This is a genomic window from Sporosarcina sp. Y1011 (assembly GCF_057669885.1).
Map to the genome: position 1 here is coordinate 168,718 of NZ_JBYHFP010000006.1, position 19,149 is coordinate 187,866.

The following is a 19,149-nucleotide window of genomic DNA, read 5'->3' on the forward strand; positions in this document are numbered from 1 at the left end:
TTTTCGGGCAATAAAAAAAGGCAGGACTTCTCCTGCCGTGGCCAAGCCAAGTATAACACGAACGAGGAATGGTCCTGGTGAAAGATATGGCAGCGAAGATTGATCTTTATGAGAACTCAGTATACCGATTGAAGGATGGGCAACTAGAGAAGGCGGACAAGTCGGGCAACGGGAAACAGATTATTATAAGGCGAGAGATGACAGGCCTTTATTTTCTGAAGTTAGTTATACAAAAAATCAGTCCCTAGTAAAGGGACCGATTTAATTTAGTTGCTCAAGTCCTGTATACCTGGACTATGTTCATTTGGCATGTCAGGCATTAAAGGAACTGGAAACCCTTTTGGAGGATCCGTTACTGAAAGCGTTCCATTGTTCCTGCTAGGAGTTTGGCCTTGGAATATTTCGCCAATTCGGGTGGGGTCCAATCTGAAATTGAATTGTGCATTATGGTATCCCATCTCAACAAATTTTCTGCATTCAGGATATTTATTTATATCATAGTTCGGTACAGGGAATAGTTTGCCCCAATCCACACCCAATGTTTCTAACGCTTTAGCAAAAGCATTTTGGTGCGCATTATCCCGTACGATAAGAAAAGCAAGCGTTTCCCGGAAAGTTTTATTTGAACTCATTTCGTATATACGCGTCTTTTGTAGTACTCCGGTTGACTCAAGAACCAAGTTGTCAAGTAAATCAGCTATAAGATTTCCATGTGAATATACCCAAGAGCCGTTCCAAGGGTTACCAGCAGCGTCAACAGGCAAAGAAGCTTGTGCACCAACAATATAATGATGGGGGTTTGCGTGCCTAACTGCATCATCAAGAGGGGCATGATCGACTCCTGCATTCCCTGGAACTGCAGACTCTCCAGAATCATTTAATAACTGGTTAATTGTATTTTGCACGAGCTCTACATGTGCGATTTCTTCTAAGAAAACACCTCGAAGCAAATCTCGATATTGAGTATCTTTACCCCTGAAATTAGAACTTTGGAAAAAGTATTGCATCATAGTTCTCATTTCGCCATAATGCCCACCTAGAATTTCTTGCAATACTCTTGCAGCTTCTGGATCTGGTTTATCAGGGGTGATTATATTAATGAGCTCTTCTTTGTAGTAATACAAATTTATTCAATCCTTTCAAATTATAATAAAGATTAGAATGCCACTGATAATGAAAATCATACATTCAAATAGCGGTAATTACTTTTGATGTCTATCGAAAAAAAACGAGGGCAACATTTAATTACGTCAGGGATTTTTGAGTTAGGATTCGGCGCAAATGAGTCATTAGTGAAGACAAATAACCATCTCGTAATTTAGTCGGGTTCCGGATGTTTCAGTGATATATCTATCAAACGAACGGCCGAGCAAAAGCCCGCTGCACTATCTACTATATAGATGGTTATTTCCGTTAGTATCCGACATTCGAAGGATGCATAATCGGCCTGGTCTATAAATACGATAACGGCACAGGATGGGAAGCTCCCAACAGATATGCGGCAGTTTTAAATCAAACAGATTATAAAAATGCAATGCTCATATAGTCATTTCTTCTTTTAGTTGACTGAATTTTCGTATAAGTCAATTGACCTCTGGTAACATTTGTTTTATAATGAAGGAATAGGAATAAAGTCAGATACGTAGAATAGTTGTATAGTAGCTGTTTGAATTTCTGTGATTTTAAAAGGGGGATATGACATGAAGAGGAATATTATTTTGACGATTATCACCATTTTTATGATTACTATAATTGCAGGTTGCGGTTCAAATGAAGTGAAAAGCGAGAATACAGATGAAAATATAGGTAAGGAAAGCGGCACTAAAAGCGTGATGGATCGCATTGAAAAATCCAATACATTGCATGTTGCTTTCGAAGGAACATATCCACCATTTAACTTTTTAGATGACAAAGATGAGTTCCAGGGGTTTGACGTTGATATTTCCAACGAAATCGCGAGAAAGCTAGGTGTTGAGGCAAAATTCATCGCAACAAAGTGGGATGGGTTAATTGGAGGTCTGAAGGCCGATAAATTCGACATTATCATCGGACAGATGACCGTGACTGAGGAACGTAAAAAAAGCGTTGATTTTACTGAACCCTATGTAATAACCGGTTCTGTATTGGTTACCCGTGAAGAAACAGAAGGAATTACAGAACTTGAAGATATTTCAGGAAAAAAAGTCGGCGTTGGGGGCGGAACTACATTTGAAGAGGTTGCGAATAGTGTAGATGGGGCCGATGTAAAGTTATACAAAGCTGTCAGTGACTACATTCAGGATTTGACGAACAAACGATTGGATGTCATTATAAACGACCAATTATTAATGAGCTACAATATTAAAGAGAATAATCTTCCATTAAAAATAACTAGTGGAATATTAAATAAAGACGAAATTGGAATGGCTGTCAATAAAGGAAATGAAGACTTTATTTCAAAAGTCAATGAAGCCCTTAGCGAAATGAAAGAAGATGGTACTTATAATGAAATCTACAAAAAATGGTTCGGGACAGAACCTTTAGAAAAATAACCGTACGCATAGAGTGATCAATGAGGATTATTGATCACTCTATGTTTTCTTTATCCTGTAACCGTAGATAAGGGAGGTATGTAAATTGCATGTTGTCATATTAGGAACGGGAATGATTGGAGCTACAGTGGTCAGTGAAATCGCTAAGTTTTCCGTAATAGATAAAGTTACAGCAGTTGATGGAAGACAAAATAGCATTGAGAAGTGTCTGGAAAATACAAATAGTCCAAAGGTAACTGGGGTAGCAGCACCGTTGGAAACAGAAGAGGATATTTTCAATATCCTAAAAGGTGCCGATATAGCAGTAGCATGTCTACCACATTCCTTAAGTTTAATAGCAGTGAAGGCAGCTATTAGAGCAAAATGCCACCTTGTAGATCTTGTCGGTTCAGACTTCATTGAAAAAATAGCATTACATGATGAGGCGCAAGAAGCAGGTGTTATTATCATTCCCGGGTGCGGTGTTGCACCAGGTATAACAAACTTTTTAGCGGCACAAGGTATAGAATTGCTGGATGAAGCTGACGAAGCAATTATGACTTGTGGTGGTATTCCAAGGCATCCTGTTCCACCTCTGTGGTATCAAGTAGTTTTCCGTTTAGAAAGTGTACTGGGTTTATACACAAAACCCGCGATGGCTGTACAGGACGGAAAGCTTATAAAATTGCCCCCTTTATCGGGACTCGAAGAAGTTATTTTTTCAGACCCGGTAGGTGTTTGTGAAACGGTTATAACAGATGCACATAGCACAGCATTTGTGCTAAGGGAAAAAGTTAAAAATCTATATGAAAAAACAGCCCGCTATCCTGGTCATTGGGGGAAAATGGGCGTTTTAAGTGAATTGGGATTTTTAGACACAGAAGAAATATCCATAGAAGGAACAGTAACTACTCCACGAGCAGTTGCGGAAAAAATTCTTACAGCTAAAATGATATCTGACTCAAATGAAGATATAACAATTGTGAGGGTAGAGGTCAGTGGGGTGAAAGATGGAAAATCTAAAAAGTATACATGGGAAATGATTGATCTTTTTGACCATGAACGGAATATTACATCGATGGCAAAAACGACTGCTCTTCCAGCAGCTCTTGTAGCTAAGTGGATTGCGTTAAAAATAATACCAGAGACAGGCGTAGTGCCGATTGAAAATTTGATTATTAGAGATAGATTTCAGCCGTTTATAGATGAGTTGAATAGTGTTGGAATTGAAATTGAATGTAAGGAAGAAACAATAATGTAACTATATATCTTGAACAAATGTATACAGAGTAAGTGACTTACAAGGGGCAGTCCGAGCAGTGAGGTTAGCGTCGATGCCTGCTTGGCTTTTTTGCCGCAGGCATCCCCTAGCGCTACAGCAGGTTCAATGGGATTCTTTATTTCATTATATTAACTTGTCAGATTAATTGTCAGACAGGAGGGGGATTTATGGACGCCACAATTATTATTGATTCTTTGCCATCTCTGCTAAAAGCGACATTAATGACTATTCTCTTGGCGGCAATATCAATTGTTATCGCACTCATTATTGGGTTTTTCACTGCAATCATACGAATCGTAAAAGTTAGGATTTTGAATGGAATAGCAAGCACATACATTTCCATTATAAGAGGAACACCGCTGTTGGTACAAATATTTGTTATTTACTATGGTTTGCCTCAAATAGGAATTACCCTAGACCCAATTTCTTCCGGGATATTGGCTTTAAGTTTAAACGCTGGGGCTTACTTGTCTGAGTCTTTCCGGGCATCCATACTTGCCGTTGATAATGGGCAGATGGAAGCAGCTATGTCCATGGGAATGACTTATTCACAGGCATTAAAAAGAATAATCTTACCACAGAGTATGCGCATAGCAATTCCAACTTTGTCAAATACATTTATCGTGCTCATTAAGGATACATCACTGGTTTCGGTCATAACGGTAACAGAACTATTACAAATGTCGAGTTTAATAATAGCTAAAACGTTTGAGCCATTAACAATCTATTTAACGGCCGCAGCAATTTATTGGGTATTAATCACTTTCTTTACAACACTTTTAAATAGACTTGAAATTAAGACTTCTAAATACTTGGTTCGGTAAAAAATAGAATTGAAAATATGAATGTGGGGTGGTAAACCATGAGTACTATTCAAATTACTAATTTGAAAAAGAGCTTTGGATTAAATGAAGTATTGCAAGGAATCGATTTGACAATTGAAAAGAGCGAAGTGGTCGTATTAATGGGTCCGAGCGGTTCTGGAAAATCAACTTTGCTACGGTGCCTCACCTTTTTAGAAGAACCTACAGCTGGTGTTATTCAAATTGGTGAATTTCAAGTGCTTGCAGGTGGGAAATTAGAACGTAAACGAAAAAAAAACATTCGAGAGTTAAGAAAAAAGACTGGATTTGTCTTCCAATCGTTTAATCTATTTCCCCATAAAACTGCAATTGAAAATGTCATGGAAGGGCCTATTGTCATTCATGGGACTAAACGAAATGAAGCAAAAAAGTTGGCTGAAGCCCTTCTAATAAAAGTTGGACTGGGTGATCGTTGCAACCACTATCCAGCGCAACTCTCGGGCGGACAACAGCAAAGAGTAGCAATTGCTAGGTCGCTCGCTTTAAATCCGCTTGTCATGCTATTTGACGAACCCACCTCCGCTCTTGACCCCGAGCTTGTACGAGAGGTACTGCAAGTAATTAAAGATCTGGCTTCTGAAGGAATGACAATGGTGATTGTGACACATGAAATGAATTTTGCCAAAGATGTAGCTGACAGGGTTGTATTTATGGATGATGGTTTAATTATTGAACAAGGAACATCCACAGAAATATTTCAAATGCCAAAAGAGGAAAGAACGAAAAAGTTCTTGTTGAATGTCGAATAACTATAAGGGCACCTTTTATGACACATTGGTCGTAAAAGGTGTTTTTTTGTTGTTATAATTAATTTTCGTTGTTTCGTTCATACATTGCCTCCGCGGAATATCTGAATGATAAAGATCGTGATAAAGTTGTAAATAATGGGATTACGCTCGGTGATTGTAGGAGTTTAGATGAAGATGCGGGGTTATTCTTGATGAGGGAACACCCACAAGAAATCTTTGTATACCCTAAAGATCAAGGAACGCAAAAGTTTTTAAAGCAAGTCTAACCAAAGGATTTCACATATTCTATCTAACGATTTTCCCTTGGTGTAACGACTCTTATTTAATTAATAATGAAATATAATTGAATTTTGTTTCAAACTGATTCATTATTAATATTAGACCGTCTTTTGGTGATCACTGGATAGAGGTTACTAATAAGAAATTAGTTCTACAAAGGATGTTTGTTCATGCAAGAAGACAATATTACGAGAATAAATTTAGATGGAAAAGAATTAATTCTTATTGGAACAGCCCACGTTTCAAAGCAAAGTGCAGATCAGGTAAAAGAAGTAATCGACAGAGAGAGACCTGATTCGGTTTGTATTGAATTGGATGAACAACGTTATCAATCTATCATGGAAGGAAGCAAGTGGAAGGAGACAGATATTTTTAAGGTAATAAAAGAAAAGAAAGCATCTTTACTTTTAATGAATCTGGCAATTTCCTCCTTTCAAAACCGTTTAGCAAAACAATTTAATATAAAGCCTGGGCAGGAAATGATTCAGGGGATTAAATCGGCAAAAGAAGTTGGTGCGGATCTTGTGCTCGCCGATCGTAATATTCAAATAACGTTCTCCAGAATTTGGGGCAACATCGGTTTCATGGGGAAAAGTCAACTTCTCACGTCGGTCGTCTATAGTATATTCAGTAAAGAAAACATTTCCGAAGAAGACCTAGAAAAAATGAAATCAAAAGACACTTTAAATGCAGTACTGAACGATTTCACAGAAACTTTTCCGAAACTAAAGGAGCCTTTAATTGATGAACGTGATCAGTATTTAGCACAGAAAATTAAAGATGCACCGGGGAAAAAAGTAGTGGCTGTTTTAGGGGCAGCACATATTCCAGGGATTACCAAGGAAATTCATAATGAGCATGATTTACAAGCATTATCGCAAACGCCCGTCAAATCAAAACTACCTAAAATTATTGGATGGGCAATTCCAGTGCTCCTTCTTTCTATAATTGCATATACTTTTATTTCAAATCCTTCCGCGGGTTTTGACCAAGCGCTAAGTTGGATATTGTGGACGGGTAGTCTTTCGGCAATTGGTGCGGCTGCGGCACTTGGACATCCACTAGCCATTTTGGCTGCCTTTGTTTCGGCTCCAATAACAACCCTACATCCATTGATTGCAGCGGGGTGGGTATCCGGAATTGTTCAGGCATTTTTCCGTAGACCAAGCGTTGGCGATTTCGAAAGATTATCTGAAGATGTATTTTCGATTAAAGGTTTTTGGGCAAATAGGGTAACACGAGTCTTATTAGTTGTCGTCCTCACAAACCTAGGAGGTACATTAGGTACCTTTATAGGTGGGGCTGATGTCATACGTGTATTCTTTGAGAACTTTAAATGAAAAATAGATAGCTTTTTTGTTATCGACACAAGAAGGATATTTAAAACCAATTAAACCAATAGACTTTAATTTATTATCTGATAAGTCATTGACAATGTCTTTTTCATAATGTAATATTGGTCTCAACTTAATAGTTCATATCTTATCCAGAGAGGTTGAGGGACTGGCCCAATGAAACCTCGGCAACAGACTGTTTAGTACTGTGCCAATTCCATTAAACGAAAGTTTAGAAGATAAGAAGAGAAATTTTTTGTTCGATTAATTAACCTCTTCTTGCACTATTAAGAAGTGGTTTTTTATTTTCCACGTAATAGAATACATGCTAATTAGACAACTAAAGGCATCTTTTAATCGATTATTTGTATCGGTTTAGAAGTTGTCTTTTTTTGTAAATTAAATAGAGAAAATGGAGGAGAAAATAATGACAGAATCTACAAATATCGTTTGGCACGAATCAGAGGTAACAAAAGACAATCGCCAAGAAGCTAAGGGGCATAAAAGTGCAATTCTATGGTTTACAGGACTTTCAGGATCAGGAAAGTCGACGATTTCAGTAGCGTTAGAAACAGCGTTACATAAAAAAGGTATTCATACCTATCGGTTGGATGGGGATAATGTTCGGCATGGTTTAAATAAGAATTTAGGGTTTAGTCCAGATGACCGAACTGAAAATATTCGTAGAATCGGTGAAGTTTCAAAACTAATGATTGATGCAGGATTGTTCACGTTAACAGCGTTCATTTCTCCATACAAGGAAGATCGGGATCAAGTGCGCGACCTCGTCGAACCAAATGAATTTATCGAAGTTTACGTGAAGGCTAGTTTAGAAACATGTGAAGAACGCGATACAAAGGGACTCTACAAGAAAGCCAGATTGGGAGAGTTGAAAAATTTCACAGGAATCGATGCTCCTTATGACGTACCTGTTGACCCAGAAATCACTATTGATACAAATAAGCTAAGCGTTGAAGAATCCGTTAAAGTCATCGTAAATTATTTAAACGAAAATAAATATATCTGAAAAAACCAATAGACATGTAACTTCTTGGTGTTGTAGGAATAGAATACCTTTAAACCGACTTGACACATAGGAATAATAAAGATATTGTTAATTTCAATCATAAGTAGAACGGGAATTCTAATTGAACGTAAAATTCCGAACATATGAACAATAGATGGCTTTAACCATTGAATGGTTAACTTCGTCTTAAAAAGAGAAGTTACATCATTAATTTTATGAGGGGAGAAGTTTCTATGGTGAAACTGACGTATGACACATGGTTTAAACCTACTGAAACGTTTAACATTGACGACGAGTCAAAGGGTGCTTTAAATGTTTTGAGATGGGCTTATGACGAATATGATGCTGATCTTGTCTATGCATGTAGCTTTGGTGTAGAAGGAATTGTGATGCTTGATTTGATTTCGAAAACAAAACCAACTGCAAAAGTGGTGTTTTTGGATACAGGGCTTCATTTTCAAGAAACGTATACTCTCATCGATGACATCAAAACCCGTTATCCACAGCTCGATATAGAAATGAAAAAGCCAGCTTTAACGGTTGAAGAACAGGCCGATGCGCATGGAGAAAAACTATGGGAAAGACAACCAGATCGTTGTTGCCATATGAGGAAAGTTGTTCCACTTCGAGAGGCACTAAGCAATGCGACTGCTTGGTTATCTGGGCTTCGACGAGAACAATCACCGTCTAGAAGTCTAACCGAATTTGTGAATAAAGATGAAACGTTCCAATCAGTTAAAGTTTGCCCATTGATTCATTGGACGTGGACCGATATTTGGGATTATGTTGATAAATATAAATTGCCCTATAATCCCCTTCATGACCAAGGATTTCCTAGTATCGGTTGCGTACCCTGTACGTCTCCAAGTGATACAACGTCAGGCTCAAGGTCTGGCCGGTGGGCAAATCAAATGAAAACTGAGTGTGGATTACACCAAAAAATCAACTTAAATGGAGGAAATTAATATGAGCTTGAGTCAACCGCACGGTGGTACATTAATTAATCGTTGGAATCCAGATTTTCAATTGGAAGGGTTAACTGAAACAGTTGAATTAGATGAGATTGCTAGCAGTGATCTAGACTTGATTGGTACTGGGGCGTATAGCCCTATAAGTGGATTCCTAACAGAAGCAGACTACAATTCTGTCGTCCATACGATGAGGTTAACAACGGGTGAGCCTTGGACCATTCCAATTACATTGCCTACGACAGAAAAGAATGCGGAAAAAATTACGATTGGCAACTTTGTGAAATTAGTGAGAGACGAAATCGTTTACGGTGTACTCGAAGTAACTGATATTTTCACGCCCGATAAGGAAGTAGAGGCTGAATTGGTCTATCAAACGACGGACCGTGAGCATCCAGGTGTGAAGAAATTGTTTGAACGTCCGAATGTCTATCTTGGTGGAACGATAACGCTGATTCAACGGAGACCATTGAATGAGTTTTCGGAATATCTGTTTGACCCGATTGAAACAAGACAAAAGTTCCAAGATCTTGGCTGGAAAACAGTAGTTGGTTTCCAAACAAGAAATCCGGTTCACAGAGCACATGAATATATTCAAAAGACAGCTTTGGAGATTGTAGATGGTTTATTTTTAAACCCGCTTGTTGGTGAAACGAAATCCGATGATATTCCTGCAGATGTGCGCTTGGAAAGCTATGAAGTTTTACTAGAAAACTATTATGCGAAAGAGCATGTGTTTTTAGGTGTATTTACAGCGGCAATGCGTTATGCCGGACCAAGGGAAGCCGTTTTCCATGCGATGGTACGCAAGAATTTCGGTTGTACACACTTCATAGTCGGTCGTGATCATGCGGGGGTTGGTAATTATTACGGTACGTATGACGCTCAGAAAATCTTTAGTAATTTTACGCTAGGGGAGCTCGGAATTACGTTATTATTTTTTGAACATAGCTTTTATTGCAGTAAATGCGACAGTATGGCAACACCTAAAACATGTCCGCATGATGCCAGTCACCATGTAATCTTGTCTGGTACGAAAGTGAGAGAAATGCTCCGAAATGGAGAGAAGCTGCCAACGACATTTAGTAGACCCGAAGTAATCGATGTATTAATTGCAGGAATGCAAAAAGAAAAGATTCATTCATAACGTCAATTTTATTTTAGAACTAAGCGGTGAGAGGAGAGATAAGAATGGGAAAAGTATTTATAGTAGGAGCTGGACCTGGAGATGTTGATTTAATCACCGTTAAAGGGCTGAAATGTATTCAACAAGCTGATGTTATCTTGTATGATCGCTTAATAAATAAAGAGCTTCTTACTTATGCAAAACCGGGAGCGGACTTGATATATTGCGGGAAATTACCAAACTACCATGCAATGATCCAGGAAACGATTAATCACTTTTTAGTGAAATATGCGAAGCAAGGAAAAATCGTCACACGATTAAAGGGTGGAGATCCATTCGTGTTCGGAAGAGGTGCTGAAGAAGCAGAAGTTCTTGCGGACAATGGAATCCCATTTGAGGTGGTTCCAGGAATTACTGCTGGGATTGCAGCACCTGCTTATGCGGGTATCCCAGTGACACATCGCGAGTTAAGTTCGAGTTTTGCAATTGTAACAGGTCATATGCGTGCTGGAAAGAGCGACTCGATTCACTGGGAAAGTCTTGCGGTCGGAATTGATACCCTTGCGATTTATATGGGTGTCGGAAACTTGCCTTATATTTGTGAGCAACTGACAAAGTATGGTCGACCTGAAAGTACGCCAGTAGCTCTTGTTCATTGGGGAACAACGGAAGCGCAATATACGATTACGGGCACACTCTCTACTATCGTCGAGATTGCTAGGCAGTCCGAAATTGAAAATCCAAGCATGATTATTGTCGGCGAAGTAGTGAAGCTGCGTGAGAAGATTCAGTGGTTTGAACAAACCGGATTGAACCAAAAAATGATTAAAGAAGTTTCTGCATACTAACAATTTAACTTCATTCAGCAGGTGGGGAAACCCTTACCAAATGAAGTTAAGCCTGTGGCGATGTTACAAATTTTGATGGTAAATAATTGAGCAATCTAAAGTCGGAATTTGGAGGCAAATACATTGAGGCGTATTTGATAAGGGGGGATTAGCATGCAGGCAGTCTTATATGTTGCCCACGGTAGTCGGATTAAAGCAGGTGTCGAAGAAGCCATTCAGTTTATACAGAGCAGTCAAGCAATGATTGATGTTCCGATTCAGGAAATTTGTTTTTTAGAGCTTGCGGTACCAAGTGTGGATGAAGGTATTACGAATTGCGTGGAACGCGGAGCCACTAGAATCGCTGTTATTCCTATACTTTTATTAACCGCAGCGCATGCAAATGAAGATATTCCCTTTGAAATTGAAGTGGGGAAAATCATGTATCCCGATATCGAATTTACATACGGAAAAGCATTGGGCATTCATCCGAAAATTATTGACAGCTTATTTGATCGAGTTAAAGAACAAAATGTAGCGATTACAGAAGATGCACAGGTGCTGCTCGTAGGCAGAGGAAGCAGTGATCCGGCAGTTAAGCATGATTTAAATGAAATTGCACAGCTTCTTGCCGACAAGTATTCGTTTAACAAAGTAAATGTCTGTTTTCTTTACGGGGCGGAACCTCATTTCGATGAAGCATTACTGCAGATACAGGAAGCAGCGCAAAAGCAAGTTTTCATTATTCCTTACTTATTATTTACAGGTATTTTAATGAATGGCATTGAAAAAAAGATTTCGGAACAGGCTACTGCTGGTCAGCAGCTTATTCTATGTGAAAATCTAGGTTATCACAAATATGTCCAGGATGTACTTGTAGAACGGGTGTATGAGTTACTTCAAAAAGAACAAATCAGTCAGCCTATTTAATAAAGAATCTTTGTCTGAAAGGAAGAATAGGGACTATGGAGAAACGGGATAAAAACCTTGAGCTAACCATTGAAAACGTAAAACAGATGCTGAGCACGATGAATTATGGCTCTATCACATTGGTTATTCAAGACAATGTTGTAGTTCAAATAGAGAGAAACGAGAAGATTAGATTGAAATAATCGCCAGTTCTTCTGTTAACTATATAAAATACAATTTTTGTGGGGTGGAAAATTTTGGCGCTTCAAGTGATAAATAGTCCTTTCAATCAGGAGCAGGTAGAACTCCTTAATCAACTTTTGCCAATACTGACGGATACACAACAAATCTGGTTGGGTGGATATCTGAGTGCAAATCAGTTAACTGCACAATCAACCGCTTCAGGCAGCGTCGCAGTTCTGGAAGCTCCTGTAACGCAAATAGATGTTGTTTCAAAAGAAGTGACAATTCTTTATGGATCTCAGACTGGCAACGGGCAAGCTTTGGCTGAAAAACTGTCGAAGAATTTGAAAGCACAAGAGTACCAAATAACGCTTTCGGCTATGAACGAATTTAAGCCAAATGCGCTCAAGAAGATCGGGAATTTACTACTAATTGTGAGTACACATGGTGAAGGTGATCCACCAGATAATGCATTGCCGTTCCATGAATTTCTTCATAGTAAAAGAGCTCCGAAATTGGATAATCTACAATTTTCGGTTCTGTCTTTGGGAGACAGTTCTTATGAGTTTTTCTGCGAGACAGGTAAACAGTTTGAAAAACGATTACTAGAGTTAGGCGCAAAACAGCTTAGTCCGCGTGTCGATTGTGATTTAGATTATGATGAGCCTGCTGAGGAATGGTTTTCGAGTGTTTTAGCTACGTTAAATGAGCAACAAGGAAGCAGCGCTATTACTGCACAACAACCTGTCGAACAGGGAGTTGCAGAACAGCAAGAGTACTCTCGAACGAATCCGTTTAAAGCTGAAATTCTAGAGAATTTGAATTTAAACGGTCGTGGGTCTAACAAGGAAACGCGTCACCTTGAGTTATCACTTGAAGGGTCGAACCTTGAGTTTGAACCGGGAGACAGCTTGGGCGTTTACCCAGAAAATGATACTGAATTAGTAGATGCCTTGATCGCGGAGATGGGCTGGAATGCTAGCGAAACAGTTAAGGTCAATAAACAGGGTGAGCAAAGGCCGTTGCGCGATGCACTGATTTCTAACTTCGAAATCACTGTGTTGACCAAACCATTGCTACAAAAAGCGCAACTATTAACCGGTAATAATGAATTGAAGGAGCTCTTGGAACCTGAAAGAGAGCAAGAATGCAGGGAATATATCTATGGTCGTGATTTATTGGATTTTGTACGGGATTTTGCCCCTTGGGATATCTCTGTAAGTGAGTTTGTCGCAATATTACGTAAAATACCGGCGCGTCTCTATTCAATTGCCAGCAGTTCAAAAGCAAATCCAGATGAAGTACACCTCACGATTGGAACTGTGCGCTACGAGGCACACGGTCGAGACCGAGTAGGGGTCTGTTCTAATGAATGTGCTGTACGTGCACAACCAGGAGATCATTTACCTGTTTATGTTCAGCGTAACTCGAACTTTAAATTGCCAGCAGATCCTAACACGCCATTGATAATGATTGGACCTGGTACTGGTATTGCTCCTTTTAGATCGTTCATGGAAGAACGCGAGGAGATTGGCGCTGAAGGGAAAACATGGTTGTTCTTTGGTGAACAACACTTCGTTACAGACTTCCTGTATCAGGTTGAATGGCAACAATGGCTCAAAGAAGGCGTATTGACACGAATGGATGTTGCATTTTCCCGCGATACGAAAGACAAAGTCTATGTCCAACACCGAATGATAGAGAATAGCCAGGCTATTTTTAAGTGGTTGGAAGAGGGCGCTGTACTCTACGTTTGTGGTGATGAAAAGAATATGGCAGCGGATGTCCATGCTACTTTGGAAAGAATCCTTGAAGAAGAAGGGTCCATGACTTCTAAGGAAGCATCTGACTATTTGGCTGATATGCAACAACAAAAACGATATCAACGAGATGTCTATTGAAACAAGTGAGAGAGGAGCTAGTTACATGACTAAAAAAATAATTCTACCGCCACAACCCGGTCCACCTAGTGATGTTGAGCGGATTAAGAGTGAGAGTAACTATTTACGAGGAACGCTTGTGGAGACGCTTGAATATCCAATCAGTTCGGGGATACCTGATGATGATAATCGATTGATGAAACACCATGGGAGTTATCTGCAAGATGATCGGGATTTACGCAATGAGCGACAACGTCAAAAATTAGAGCCGGCATACCAGTTCATGGTCCGAGTTCGTGCTGCGGGCGGCGTTGCAACCTCGGCGCAATGGTTAATAATGGACGGAGTTGCCAATAAATTTGGCAATGGAACATTGAAATTGACTACCCGCCAGGCATTCCAAATGCATGGGATTTTAAAGTGGAATATGAAGGAAAATATTCAGGAAATTAATGCGGCATTGATGGATACGCTAGCGGCTTGCGGAGATGTGAACCGTAATGTGATGTGTAATCCAAACCCTTATCAATCAGATATACATGCCGAGGTTTATGGCTGGGCTCAGAAACTTAGTGATTACCTATCGCCACGGACCAATGCTTACCATGAAATCTGGCTTGATGGTGAAAAAGTAGTCGACAGTCAAGAAACAGAGGTAGAAATTGAACCAATGTATGGTGCACTTTATTTACCAAGGAAATTTAAAATTGGTGTAGCAGTTCCTCCTAATAATGATGTTGATGTCTTTTCACAGGATCTTGGTCTAATTGCCGTTTTAGAAGAAGATAAATTAGTCGGATTCAATATCGCTGTCGGAGGCGGCATGGGGATGACGCATGGTGATACGAAAACTTATCCTCAGTTAGCTCGGGTGATTGGATTCTGTACACCGGATCAGATTATCGAAGTAGCCGAAAAAATCATTACGATTCAACGTGATTACGGAAATCGTTCTGTGCGAAAGTATGCACGTTTTAAATACACCATTGATGCTCTTGGACTTGATTGGATCGCAAAAGAACTCAATGAACGATTAGGTTGGGAGCTTGAAACTGCACGTGATTATCATTTTGAACATAATGGTGATCGTTATGGCTGGGTGGAAGGAAGCGATGGGAATTGGCATTTCACGCTCTTTATCCAAAACGGACGCGTCCAGGACTTGGATGATTATCCACTGATGACAGGGTTGCGAGAAATTGCCAAGATTCACACAGGGGATTTCCGACTTAGCCCAAATCAAAACCTGATTATCAGTAATGTTTCGAGTCAAAATAAGAAAAAAATTGTCGAACTGATTGAGCAATACGGATTGACGGATGGGCAGCAACATTCCGCATTGCGACGGAGTTCAATGGCTTGTGTTGCTTTACCAACTTGTGGGTTAGCGATGGCTGAAGCCGAACGTTATCTGCCTTCACTACTAGATAAGATGGAACTGATCCTGGATGAAGCAGGATTGCGTGAAAAAGAGATTATTATTCGTATTTCGGGCTGTCCGAATGGTTGTTCTCGTCCATCTTTGGGGGAAATAGCCTTTATCGGTAAATCTCCTGGAAAATACAATATGTATCTAGGGGCTGGCTTCGTTGGAGATCGGCTGAATAAATTATACCGGGAAAATATCGGTGAAGAAGAAATTCTAGAACTGCTTAGACCATTATTTTTCCAATATGCAAAGGAAAGACATGAAGGCGAGCATTTTGGAGATTTTGTCATCCGTGCAGGGCATGTGAAAGCTGTTCAATCTGGATTGGACTTTCACGATTAATTAGAAATTCGCTGGAGTTTCGACGCTAAGAAAAGCGCAAGCGCCTTGGTAGACCCGAAAAGCGCTGTATGACCTTAAGATAAAGGCGATTTTTGCCTTTAACTTAAGGGCTGAAGTGACTCGAGGGGCTAGGCGCTGTAGTCTAGACACTGCTCGAAGTGGAAAATATATGTTTTATTATTGTGAAAAACTAAGAAGGACCGCTAATTTTGCGGTTCTTTCCAGAATTACTAACAGCGGCAGGTGGTTGAAAAGATGGGGTCTTACCCAATTATGCTGAACATCAAAGATAAAGCTGTTGTAGTAGTTGGTGGAGGTCTGATTGCTTTTCGTAAAATGGTTGGGTTGCTGCAAGCGGGTGCTTGTGTAACTGTGATTAGCCCGATGATTCATTCGGAAATAGAAAAACTCTATGCTCAGAATCGAGTTGCTTGGAAGAATAAATTGTTCGAACCGGACGATCTCGATTCTGTGTTGATAGTTATCGCAGCAACAAACAGTGAAACGGTGAATAAGTACGTTGCATCTTCTGCTGGCAAGTTTAAACTTGTCAATATCGTTGATAATCCGGAGTTAAGCACCTTTCATGTCCCTGCAAAACTTACAAGGGGGGACTTAACGATAAGTGTTGCAACGGGAGGAGCTAGTCCGACACTTTCCAAAAGCATTCGTGACGAAATTGCCGTAATTTACGACGAATCCTTTGGGGATTATCTTGAATTTCTAACGCAGTCAAGGGAAAAAGTGAAACAATCTATGTTAGATCAAAAAATAAAAACCAAATTACTTAAAGCGATCACAGATGAAACGTACAGGAAATCTAACAAAATGCGAAAAGCTTTTCTAGAAATAATAGATGGATACCAAGAGAAATCTTAAACGTAGTTGGAGGATGACAAACATGCGAGCCGTAAATAATATAGCTGAATTGATTGGGAACACTCCACTTGTAAGACTAAATAGGCTTCCAGATTCACAAGGTGCTGCTGTATATGTGAAACTTGAATCATTTAATCCAAGCGGTAGTGTAAAAGACCGGGCCGCTTACAATATGATAGTTGAAGCGGAAAAAAGTGGGGAATTGGTAGCGGGAGCAACAATTATTGAACCAACTTCGGGAAATACAGGTATTGGTTTGGCTATGAATGCTGCCGCAAGAGGATATCGGGCAATATTCGTCATGCCAGATAATGCAACAACTGAACGCATTAACTTAATGAAAGCTTACGGTGCAGAGGTCGTTCTTACACCTAGTGAAGAAAGAATGCCTGGTGCAATTGCCAAGGCAAATGAACTAGCAAAAAACATCAAAGACAGTTTTATTCCAATGCAGTTTGAAAATGCAGCAAATCCGGATATTCACAGAACAACTACTGCCGTTGAAATTATTGATGCGCTGAAGTCAATTGGAAGAACGCTTAGTGCTTTTGTTTGTACTTCTGGAACTGGTGGAACTGTAACTGGAACTGGAGAAGCCCTAAAAGAACATGATAATAAGATAACGGTTCACGTTGTGGAACCCGCTGGATCACCTGTTTTATCTGGAGGAGACCCCGGAAAGCATAAACTAGTCGGCACTAGCCCAGGTTTTATTCCTTCGGTATTGAATACCAGTGTGTATGATGAAATCTTTCAGATAAAAGATGAGGAAGCATACGACACTGTACATATTGCGGCAGCGAATGAAGGAATCCTTCTGGGCCCATCAGGAGGTGCGTCCATATATGCGGCGTTAGCCGTGGCGAGACGCTTGACTCCAGCAGATACCGTGGTCTGTATTGCCCCAGATTCGGGTGAACGCTATCTATCAGGTGACTTGTTCGAGTTTAATTAAACAGCGAGATGTAGAACTATTTTATAAACAGGTCTGATGGAAGTTTCCTGAAAGGGGTATTTATATGTATTTAACGATAGATGGGATCGAAAAAAGTTTTCCCAATAAAGAAAAAGGTCATGTGAAAGTGTTAGACAATATTTCGTTAGACGTGGAAAAAGGACAATTCGTTTCCATTGTGGGCCCATCAGGTTGCGGTAAATCCACATTGCTCTATCTTATAGCAGGTCTTGATAAGGCTGACAAGGGTGAAATCCGCATAGCTGGAAAAGTAGTGACCAATCCAGGTCCCGATCGTGTCGTCGTCTTCCAAGAAGATGGATTATTTCCATGGCTTTCAGTCCTTGATAATGTTACATACGGTTTACTTTTGAAAGGTTTTTCGAAGAAAAAGGCAGAGGATAAAGCAAAAGAAATGTTGAAAATGGTACATTTGACGAACTTTATTGATGCTTATCCACATCAGTTGTCCGGGGGAATGAAGCAACGGGTTGCAATTGCTCGTGCTCTTGTAATGGAACCAACCATATTACTAATGGATGAACCATTTGCTGCACTGGATGAGCAAACGAGAATGGTATTGCACAATGAACTGCTGGAAATATGGGAAAAAACAAAAGTGACGATATTCTTCGTGACTCACAATATTCGTGAAGCCGTACTTTTATCCGAAAAAATAGTAGTTTTTGAAACACGTCCGGGTAAAATTAAAGCCATCTTTAATTCGAAAACCATGAAGGATGGCATTATGCCCAATGACTTCACACATCAACTGGAAAAACAGATACTAGCATCACTGCAAGGTGAAATTGAGAAAGTGTTAAAGGAGGAAATGGGGGATGACTACATTTTTAAGACGAATCCTCTTCATAGGGATTCTAGCGGCGATATGGGAAGTCACATCTAGATTATCGAGTCTACCCGACTTTATGTTTCCTAGTCTAAGCCAAGTACTTCAAACACTTTATACGGGTATTGTAAATGGACAGATCACGAATGCAGTTTTTACAAGCTTGATTCGGCTGCTAGTCGGTTTTTCATTTGCTACAGTTCTCGGTCTATTTTTAGGATATCTCATATGGCGTTCAAAGTTAGTTGAAGATACACTTGGATTTCTAATCACAGCTTTACAATCAATTCCAAGTATTGTATGGTTTCCACTTGCAATTATCTGGTTTGGTTTGAACGATTTTTCCATTCTTTTTATAGTTGCAATTGGAGCAACTTGGACAATGACAATTAATTCTGCGAGTGGATTTAAAAATGTCCCTAAGCTCTATCAGCAAGTAGCTAAAACATTGGGGTCTGGCGGTTTTCACTTTTTACGAACAGTTATTATGCCGGCATCAGTACCTCAACTGATTACAGGTTTACGACTTGCCTGGGCATTCTCGTGGCGTGCACTAATGGCTGGTGAACTTCTCGGTGGAGGGGGAGGGCTTGGGCATCTCCTTGAAATGGGAAGGTCACTTGGACAAATGGATTTAGTCATATCAGTAATGATAATCATTGGAGTAATCGGTACAATCATGGATAATCTGGTCTTTTTACGATTGGAACGAAGTGTTCAAAAAAAATGGGGCATCAGTTAAGTAATAACAACTAAT

Annotated in this window: 18 protein-coding genes and 1 riboswitch; of the genes, 17 read left to right on the forward strand and 1 reads right to left on the reverse strand. The window is 39.7% G+C overall.

Going from position 1 to position 19,149, the window contains the following annotated elements; genetic code table 11:
• Positions 1-266 precede the first annotated feature (266 nt).
• Complete coding sequence (locus AC25Y5_RS10035; RefSeq protein ID WP_488140149.1) at positions 267-1,124, reverse strand: manganese catalase family protein; 858 nt, start codon at positions 1,122-1,124, stop codon at positions 267-269.
• Between the two features lie 576 nt (positions 1,125-1,700).
• Between AC25Y5_RS10035 and AC25Y5_RS10040 the strand changes: the two genes are divergently transcribed.
• The 17 genes from AC25Y5_RS10040 to AC25Y5_RS10120 all read left to right on the forward strand — a co-directional run bounded on the left by AC25Y5_RS10040 (position 1,701) and on the right by AC25Y5_RS10120 (position 19,134).
• Positions 1,701-2,531, forward strand: a complete 831-nt coding sequence (locus tag AC25Y5_RS10040) for a transporter substrate-binding domain-containing protein (RefSeq protein ID WP_488140150.1) — start codon at positions 1,701-1,703, stop codon at positions 2,529-2,531.
• Positions 2,532-2,616: 85 nt separating this feature from the next.
• Positions 2,617-3,771 carry a saccharopine dehydrogenase family protein gene (locus AC25Y5_RS10045; RefSeq protein ID WP_488140151.1) on the forward strand — a complete coding sequence of 385 codons (1,155 nt, stop codon included), beginning with the start codon at positions 2,617-2,619 and terminating at the stop codon, positions 3,769-3,771.
• Between the two features lie 188 nt (positions 3,772-3,959).
• Positions 3,960-4,616 carry an amino acid ABC transporter permease gene (locus tag AC25Y5_RS10050; protein ID WP_488140152.1) on the forward strand — a complete coding sequence of 219 codons (657 nt, stop codon included), beginning with the start codon at positions 3,960-3,962 and terminating at the stop codon, positions 4,614-4,616.
• 38 nt (positions 4,617-4,654) lie between these two features.
• Entirely contained in the window at positions 4,655-5,404 is a 750-nt protein-coding gene (locus AC25Y5_RS10055) for an amino acid ABC transporter ATP-binding protein (RefSeq protein ID WP_488140153.1), read from the forward strand.
• 449 nt (positions 5,405-5,853) lie between these two features.
• On the forward strand, positions 5,854-7,023 hold the full coding sequence (locus AC25Y5_RS10060) for a TraB/GumN family protein (RefSeq protein ID WP_488140154.1): 1,170 nt from the start codon (positions 5,854-5,856) through the stop codon (positions 7,021-7,023).
• 139 nt (positions 7,024-7,162) lie between these two features.
• Positions 7,163-7,263, forward strand: a riboswitch (SAM riboswitch).
• Between the two features lie 181 nt (positions 7,264-7,444).
• Complete coding sequence (gene cysC / locus AC25Y5_RS10065; protein ID WP_488140155.1) at positions 7,445-8,044, forward strand: adenylyl-sulfate kinase; 600 nt, start codon at positions 7,445-7,447, stop codon at positions 8,042-8,044.
• Positions 8,045-8,277: 233 nt separating this feature from the next.
• Complete coding sequence (locus AC25Y5_RS10070) at positions 8,278-9,009, forward strand: phosphoadenylyl-sulfate reductase (protein WP_488140156.1); 732 nt, start codon at positions 8,278-8,280, stop codon at positions 9,007-9,009.
• 1 nt (position 9,010) lies between these two features.
• Entirely contained in the window at positions 9,011-10,159 is a 1,149-nt protein-coding gene (gene sat / locus AC25Y5_RS10075; protein ID WP_482105183.1) for a sulfate adenylyltransferase, read from the forward strand.
• 44 nt (positions 10,160-10,203) lie between these two features.
• The gene (gene cobA, locus AC25Y5_RS10080; protein WP_482100663.1) at positions 10,204-10,986 is read left to right on the forward strand and encodes a uroporphyrinogen-III C-methyltransferase; all 783 of its coding nucleotides are present in this window, start codon (positions 10,204-10,206) and stop codon (positions 10,984-10,986) included.
• Positions 10,987-11,139: 153 nt separating this feature from the next.
• Complete coding sequence (locus AC25Y5_RS10085; protein ID WP_488140157.1) at positions 11,140-11,895, forward strand: sirohydrochlorin chelatase; 756 nt, start codon at positions 11,140-11,142, stop codon at positions 11,893-11,895.
• 35 nt (positions 11,896-11,930) lie between these two features.
• Entirely contained in the window at positions 11,931-12,077 is a 147-nt protein-coding gene (locus AC25Y5_RS10090; RefSeq protein ID WP_482100661.1) for a YezD family protein, read from the forward strand.
• A gap of 54 nt (positions 12,078-12,131) precedes the next feature.
• A complete protein-coding gene (locus AC25Y5_RS10095) occupies positions 12,132-13,958 on the forward strand; it encodes an assimilatory sulfite reductase (NADPH) flavoprotein subunit (protein ID WP_488140158.1) in 1,827 nt (608 codons plus the stop codon).
• 25 nt (positions 13,959-13,983) lie between these two features.
• A complete protein-coding gene (gene cysI / locus AC25Y5_RS10100; protein WP_488140159.1) occupies positions 13,984-15,708 on the forward strand; it encodes an assimilatory sulfite reductase (NADPH) hemoprotein subunit in 1,725 nt (574 codons plus the stop codon).
• Between the two features lie 255 nt (positions 15,709-15,963).
• A complete protein-coding gene (locus AC25Y5_RS10105; RefSeq protein ID WP_488140160.1) occupies positions 15,964-16,587 on the forward strand; it encodes a precorrin-2 dehydrogenase/sirohydrochlorin ferrochelatase family protein in 624 nt (207 codons plus the stop codon).
• 22 nt (positions 16,588-16,609) lie between these two features.
• A complete protein-coding gene (gene cysK / locus AC25Y5_RS10110; RefSeq protein WP_488140161.1) occupies positions 16,610-17,542 on the forward strand; it encodes a cysteine synthase A in 933 nt (310 codons plus the stop codon).
• 64 nt (positions 17,543-17,606) lie between these two features.
• Entirely contained in the window at positions 17,607-18,449 is an 843-nt protein-coding gene (locus AC25Y5_RS10115) for an ABC transporter ATP-binding protein (RefSeq protein ID WP_488140162.1), read from the forward strand.
• Positions 18,382-19,134 carry an ABC transporter permease gene (locus AC25Y5_RS10120; RefSeq protein ID WP_488140163.1) on the forward strand — a complete coding sequence of 251 codons (753 nt, stop codon included), beginning with the start codon at positions 18,382-18,384 and terminating at the stop codon, positions 19,132-19,134. Before AC25Y5_RS10115 ends, AC25Y5_RS10120 begins: the two co-directional genes overlap by 68 nt.
• Positions 19,135-19,149 lie beyond the last annotated feature (15 nt).

Bases quoted from the DNA above. Each gene is read 5' to 3' on its own strand.
- AC25Y5_RS10085 (WP_488140157.1), top strand. From the start codon at position 11,140: ATGCAGGCAGTCTTATATGTTGCCCACGGTAGTCGGATTAAAGCAGGT.
- cysK (WP_488140161.1), top strand. From the start codon at position 16,610: ATGCGAGCCGTAAATAATATAGCTGAATTGATTGGGAACACTCCACTT.
- AC25Y5_RS10055 (WP_488140153.1), top strand. From the start codon at position 4,655: ATGAGTACTATTCAAATTACTAATTTGAAAAAGAGCTTTGGATTAAAT.
- sat (WP_482105183.1), top strand. From the start codon at position 9,011: ATGAGCTTGAGTCAACCGCACGGTGGTACATTAATTAATCGTTGGAAT.
- cobA (WP_482100663.1), top strand. From the start codon at position 10,204: ATGGGAAAAGTATTTATAGTAGGAGCTGGACCTGGAGATGTTGATTTA.
- AC25Y5_RS10105 (WP_488140160.1), top strand. From the start codon at position 15,964: ATGGGGTCTTACCCAATTATGCTGAACATCAAAGATAAAGCTGTTGTA.
- AC25Y5_RS10115 (WP_488140162.1), top strand. From the start codon at position 17,607: ATGTATTTAACGATAGATGGGATCGAAAAAAGTTTTCCCAATAAAGAA.
- AC25Y5_RS10070 (WP_488140156.1), top strand. From the start codon at position 8,278: ATGGTGAAACTGACGTATGACACATGGTTTAAACCTACTGAAACGTTT.
- AC25Y5_RS10040 (WP_488140150.1), top strand. From the start codon at position 1,701: ATGAAGAGGAATATTATTTTGACGATTATCACCATTTTTATGATTACT.
- cysC (WP_488140155.1), top strand. From the start codon at position 7,445: ATGACAGAATCTACAAATATCGTTTGGCACGAATCAGAGGTAACAAAA.
- cysI (WP_488140159.1), top strand. From the start codon at position 13,984: ATGACTAAAAAAATAATTCTACCGCCACAACCCGGTCCACCTAGTGAT.
- AC25Y5_RS10120 (WP_488140163.1), top strand. From the start codon at position 18,382: ATGACTACATTTTTAAGACGAATCCTCTTCATAGGGATTCTAGCGGCG.
- AC25Y5_RS10050 (WP_488140152.1), top strand. From the start codon at position 3,960: ATGGACGCCACAATTATTATTGATTCTTTGCCATCTCTGCTAAAAGCG.
- AC25Y5_RS10090 (WP_482100661.1), top strand. From the start codon at position 11,931: ATGGAGAAACGGGATAAAAACCTTGAGCTAACCATTGAAAACGTAAAA.
- AC25Y5_RS10060 (WP_488140154.1), top strand. From the start codon at position 5,854: ATGCAAGAAGACAATATTACGAGAATAAATTTAGATGGAAAAGAATTA.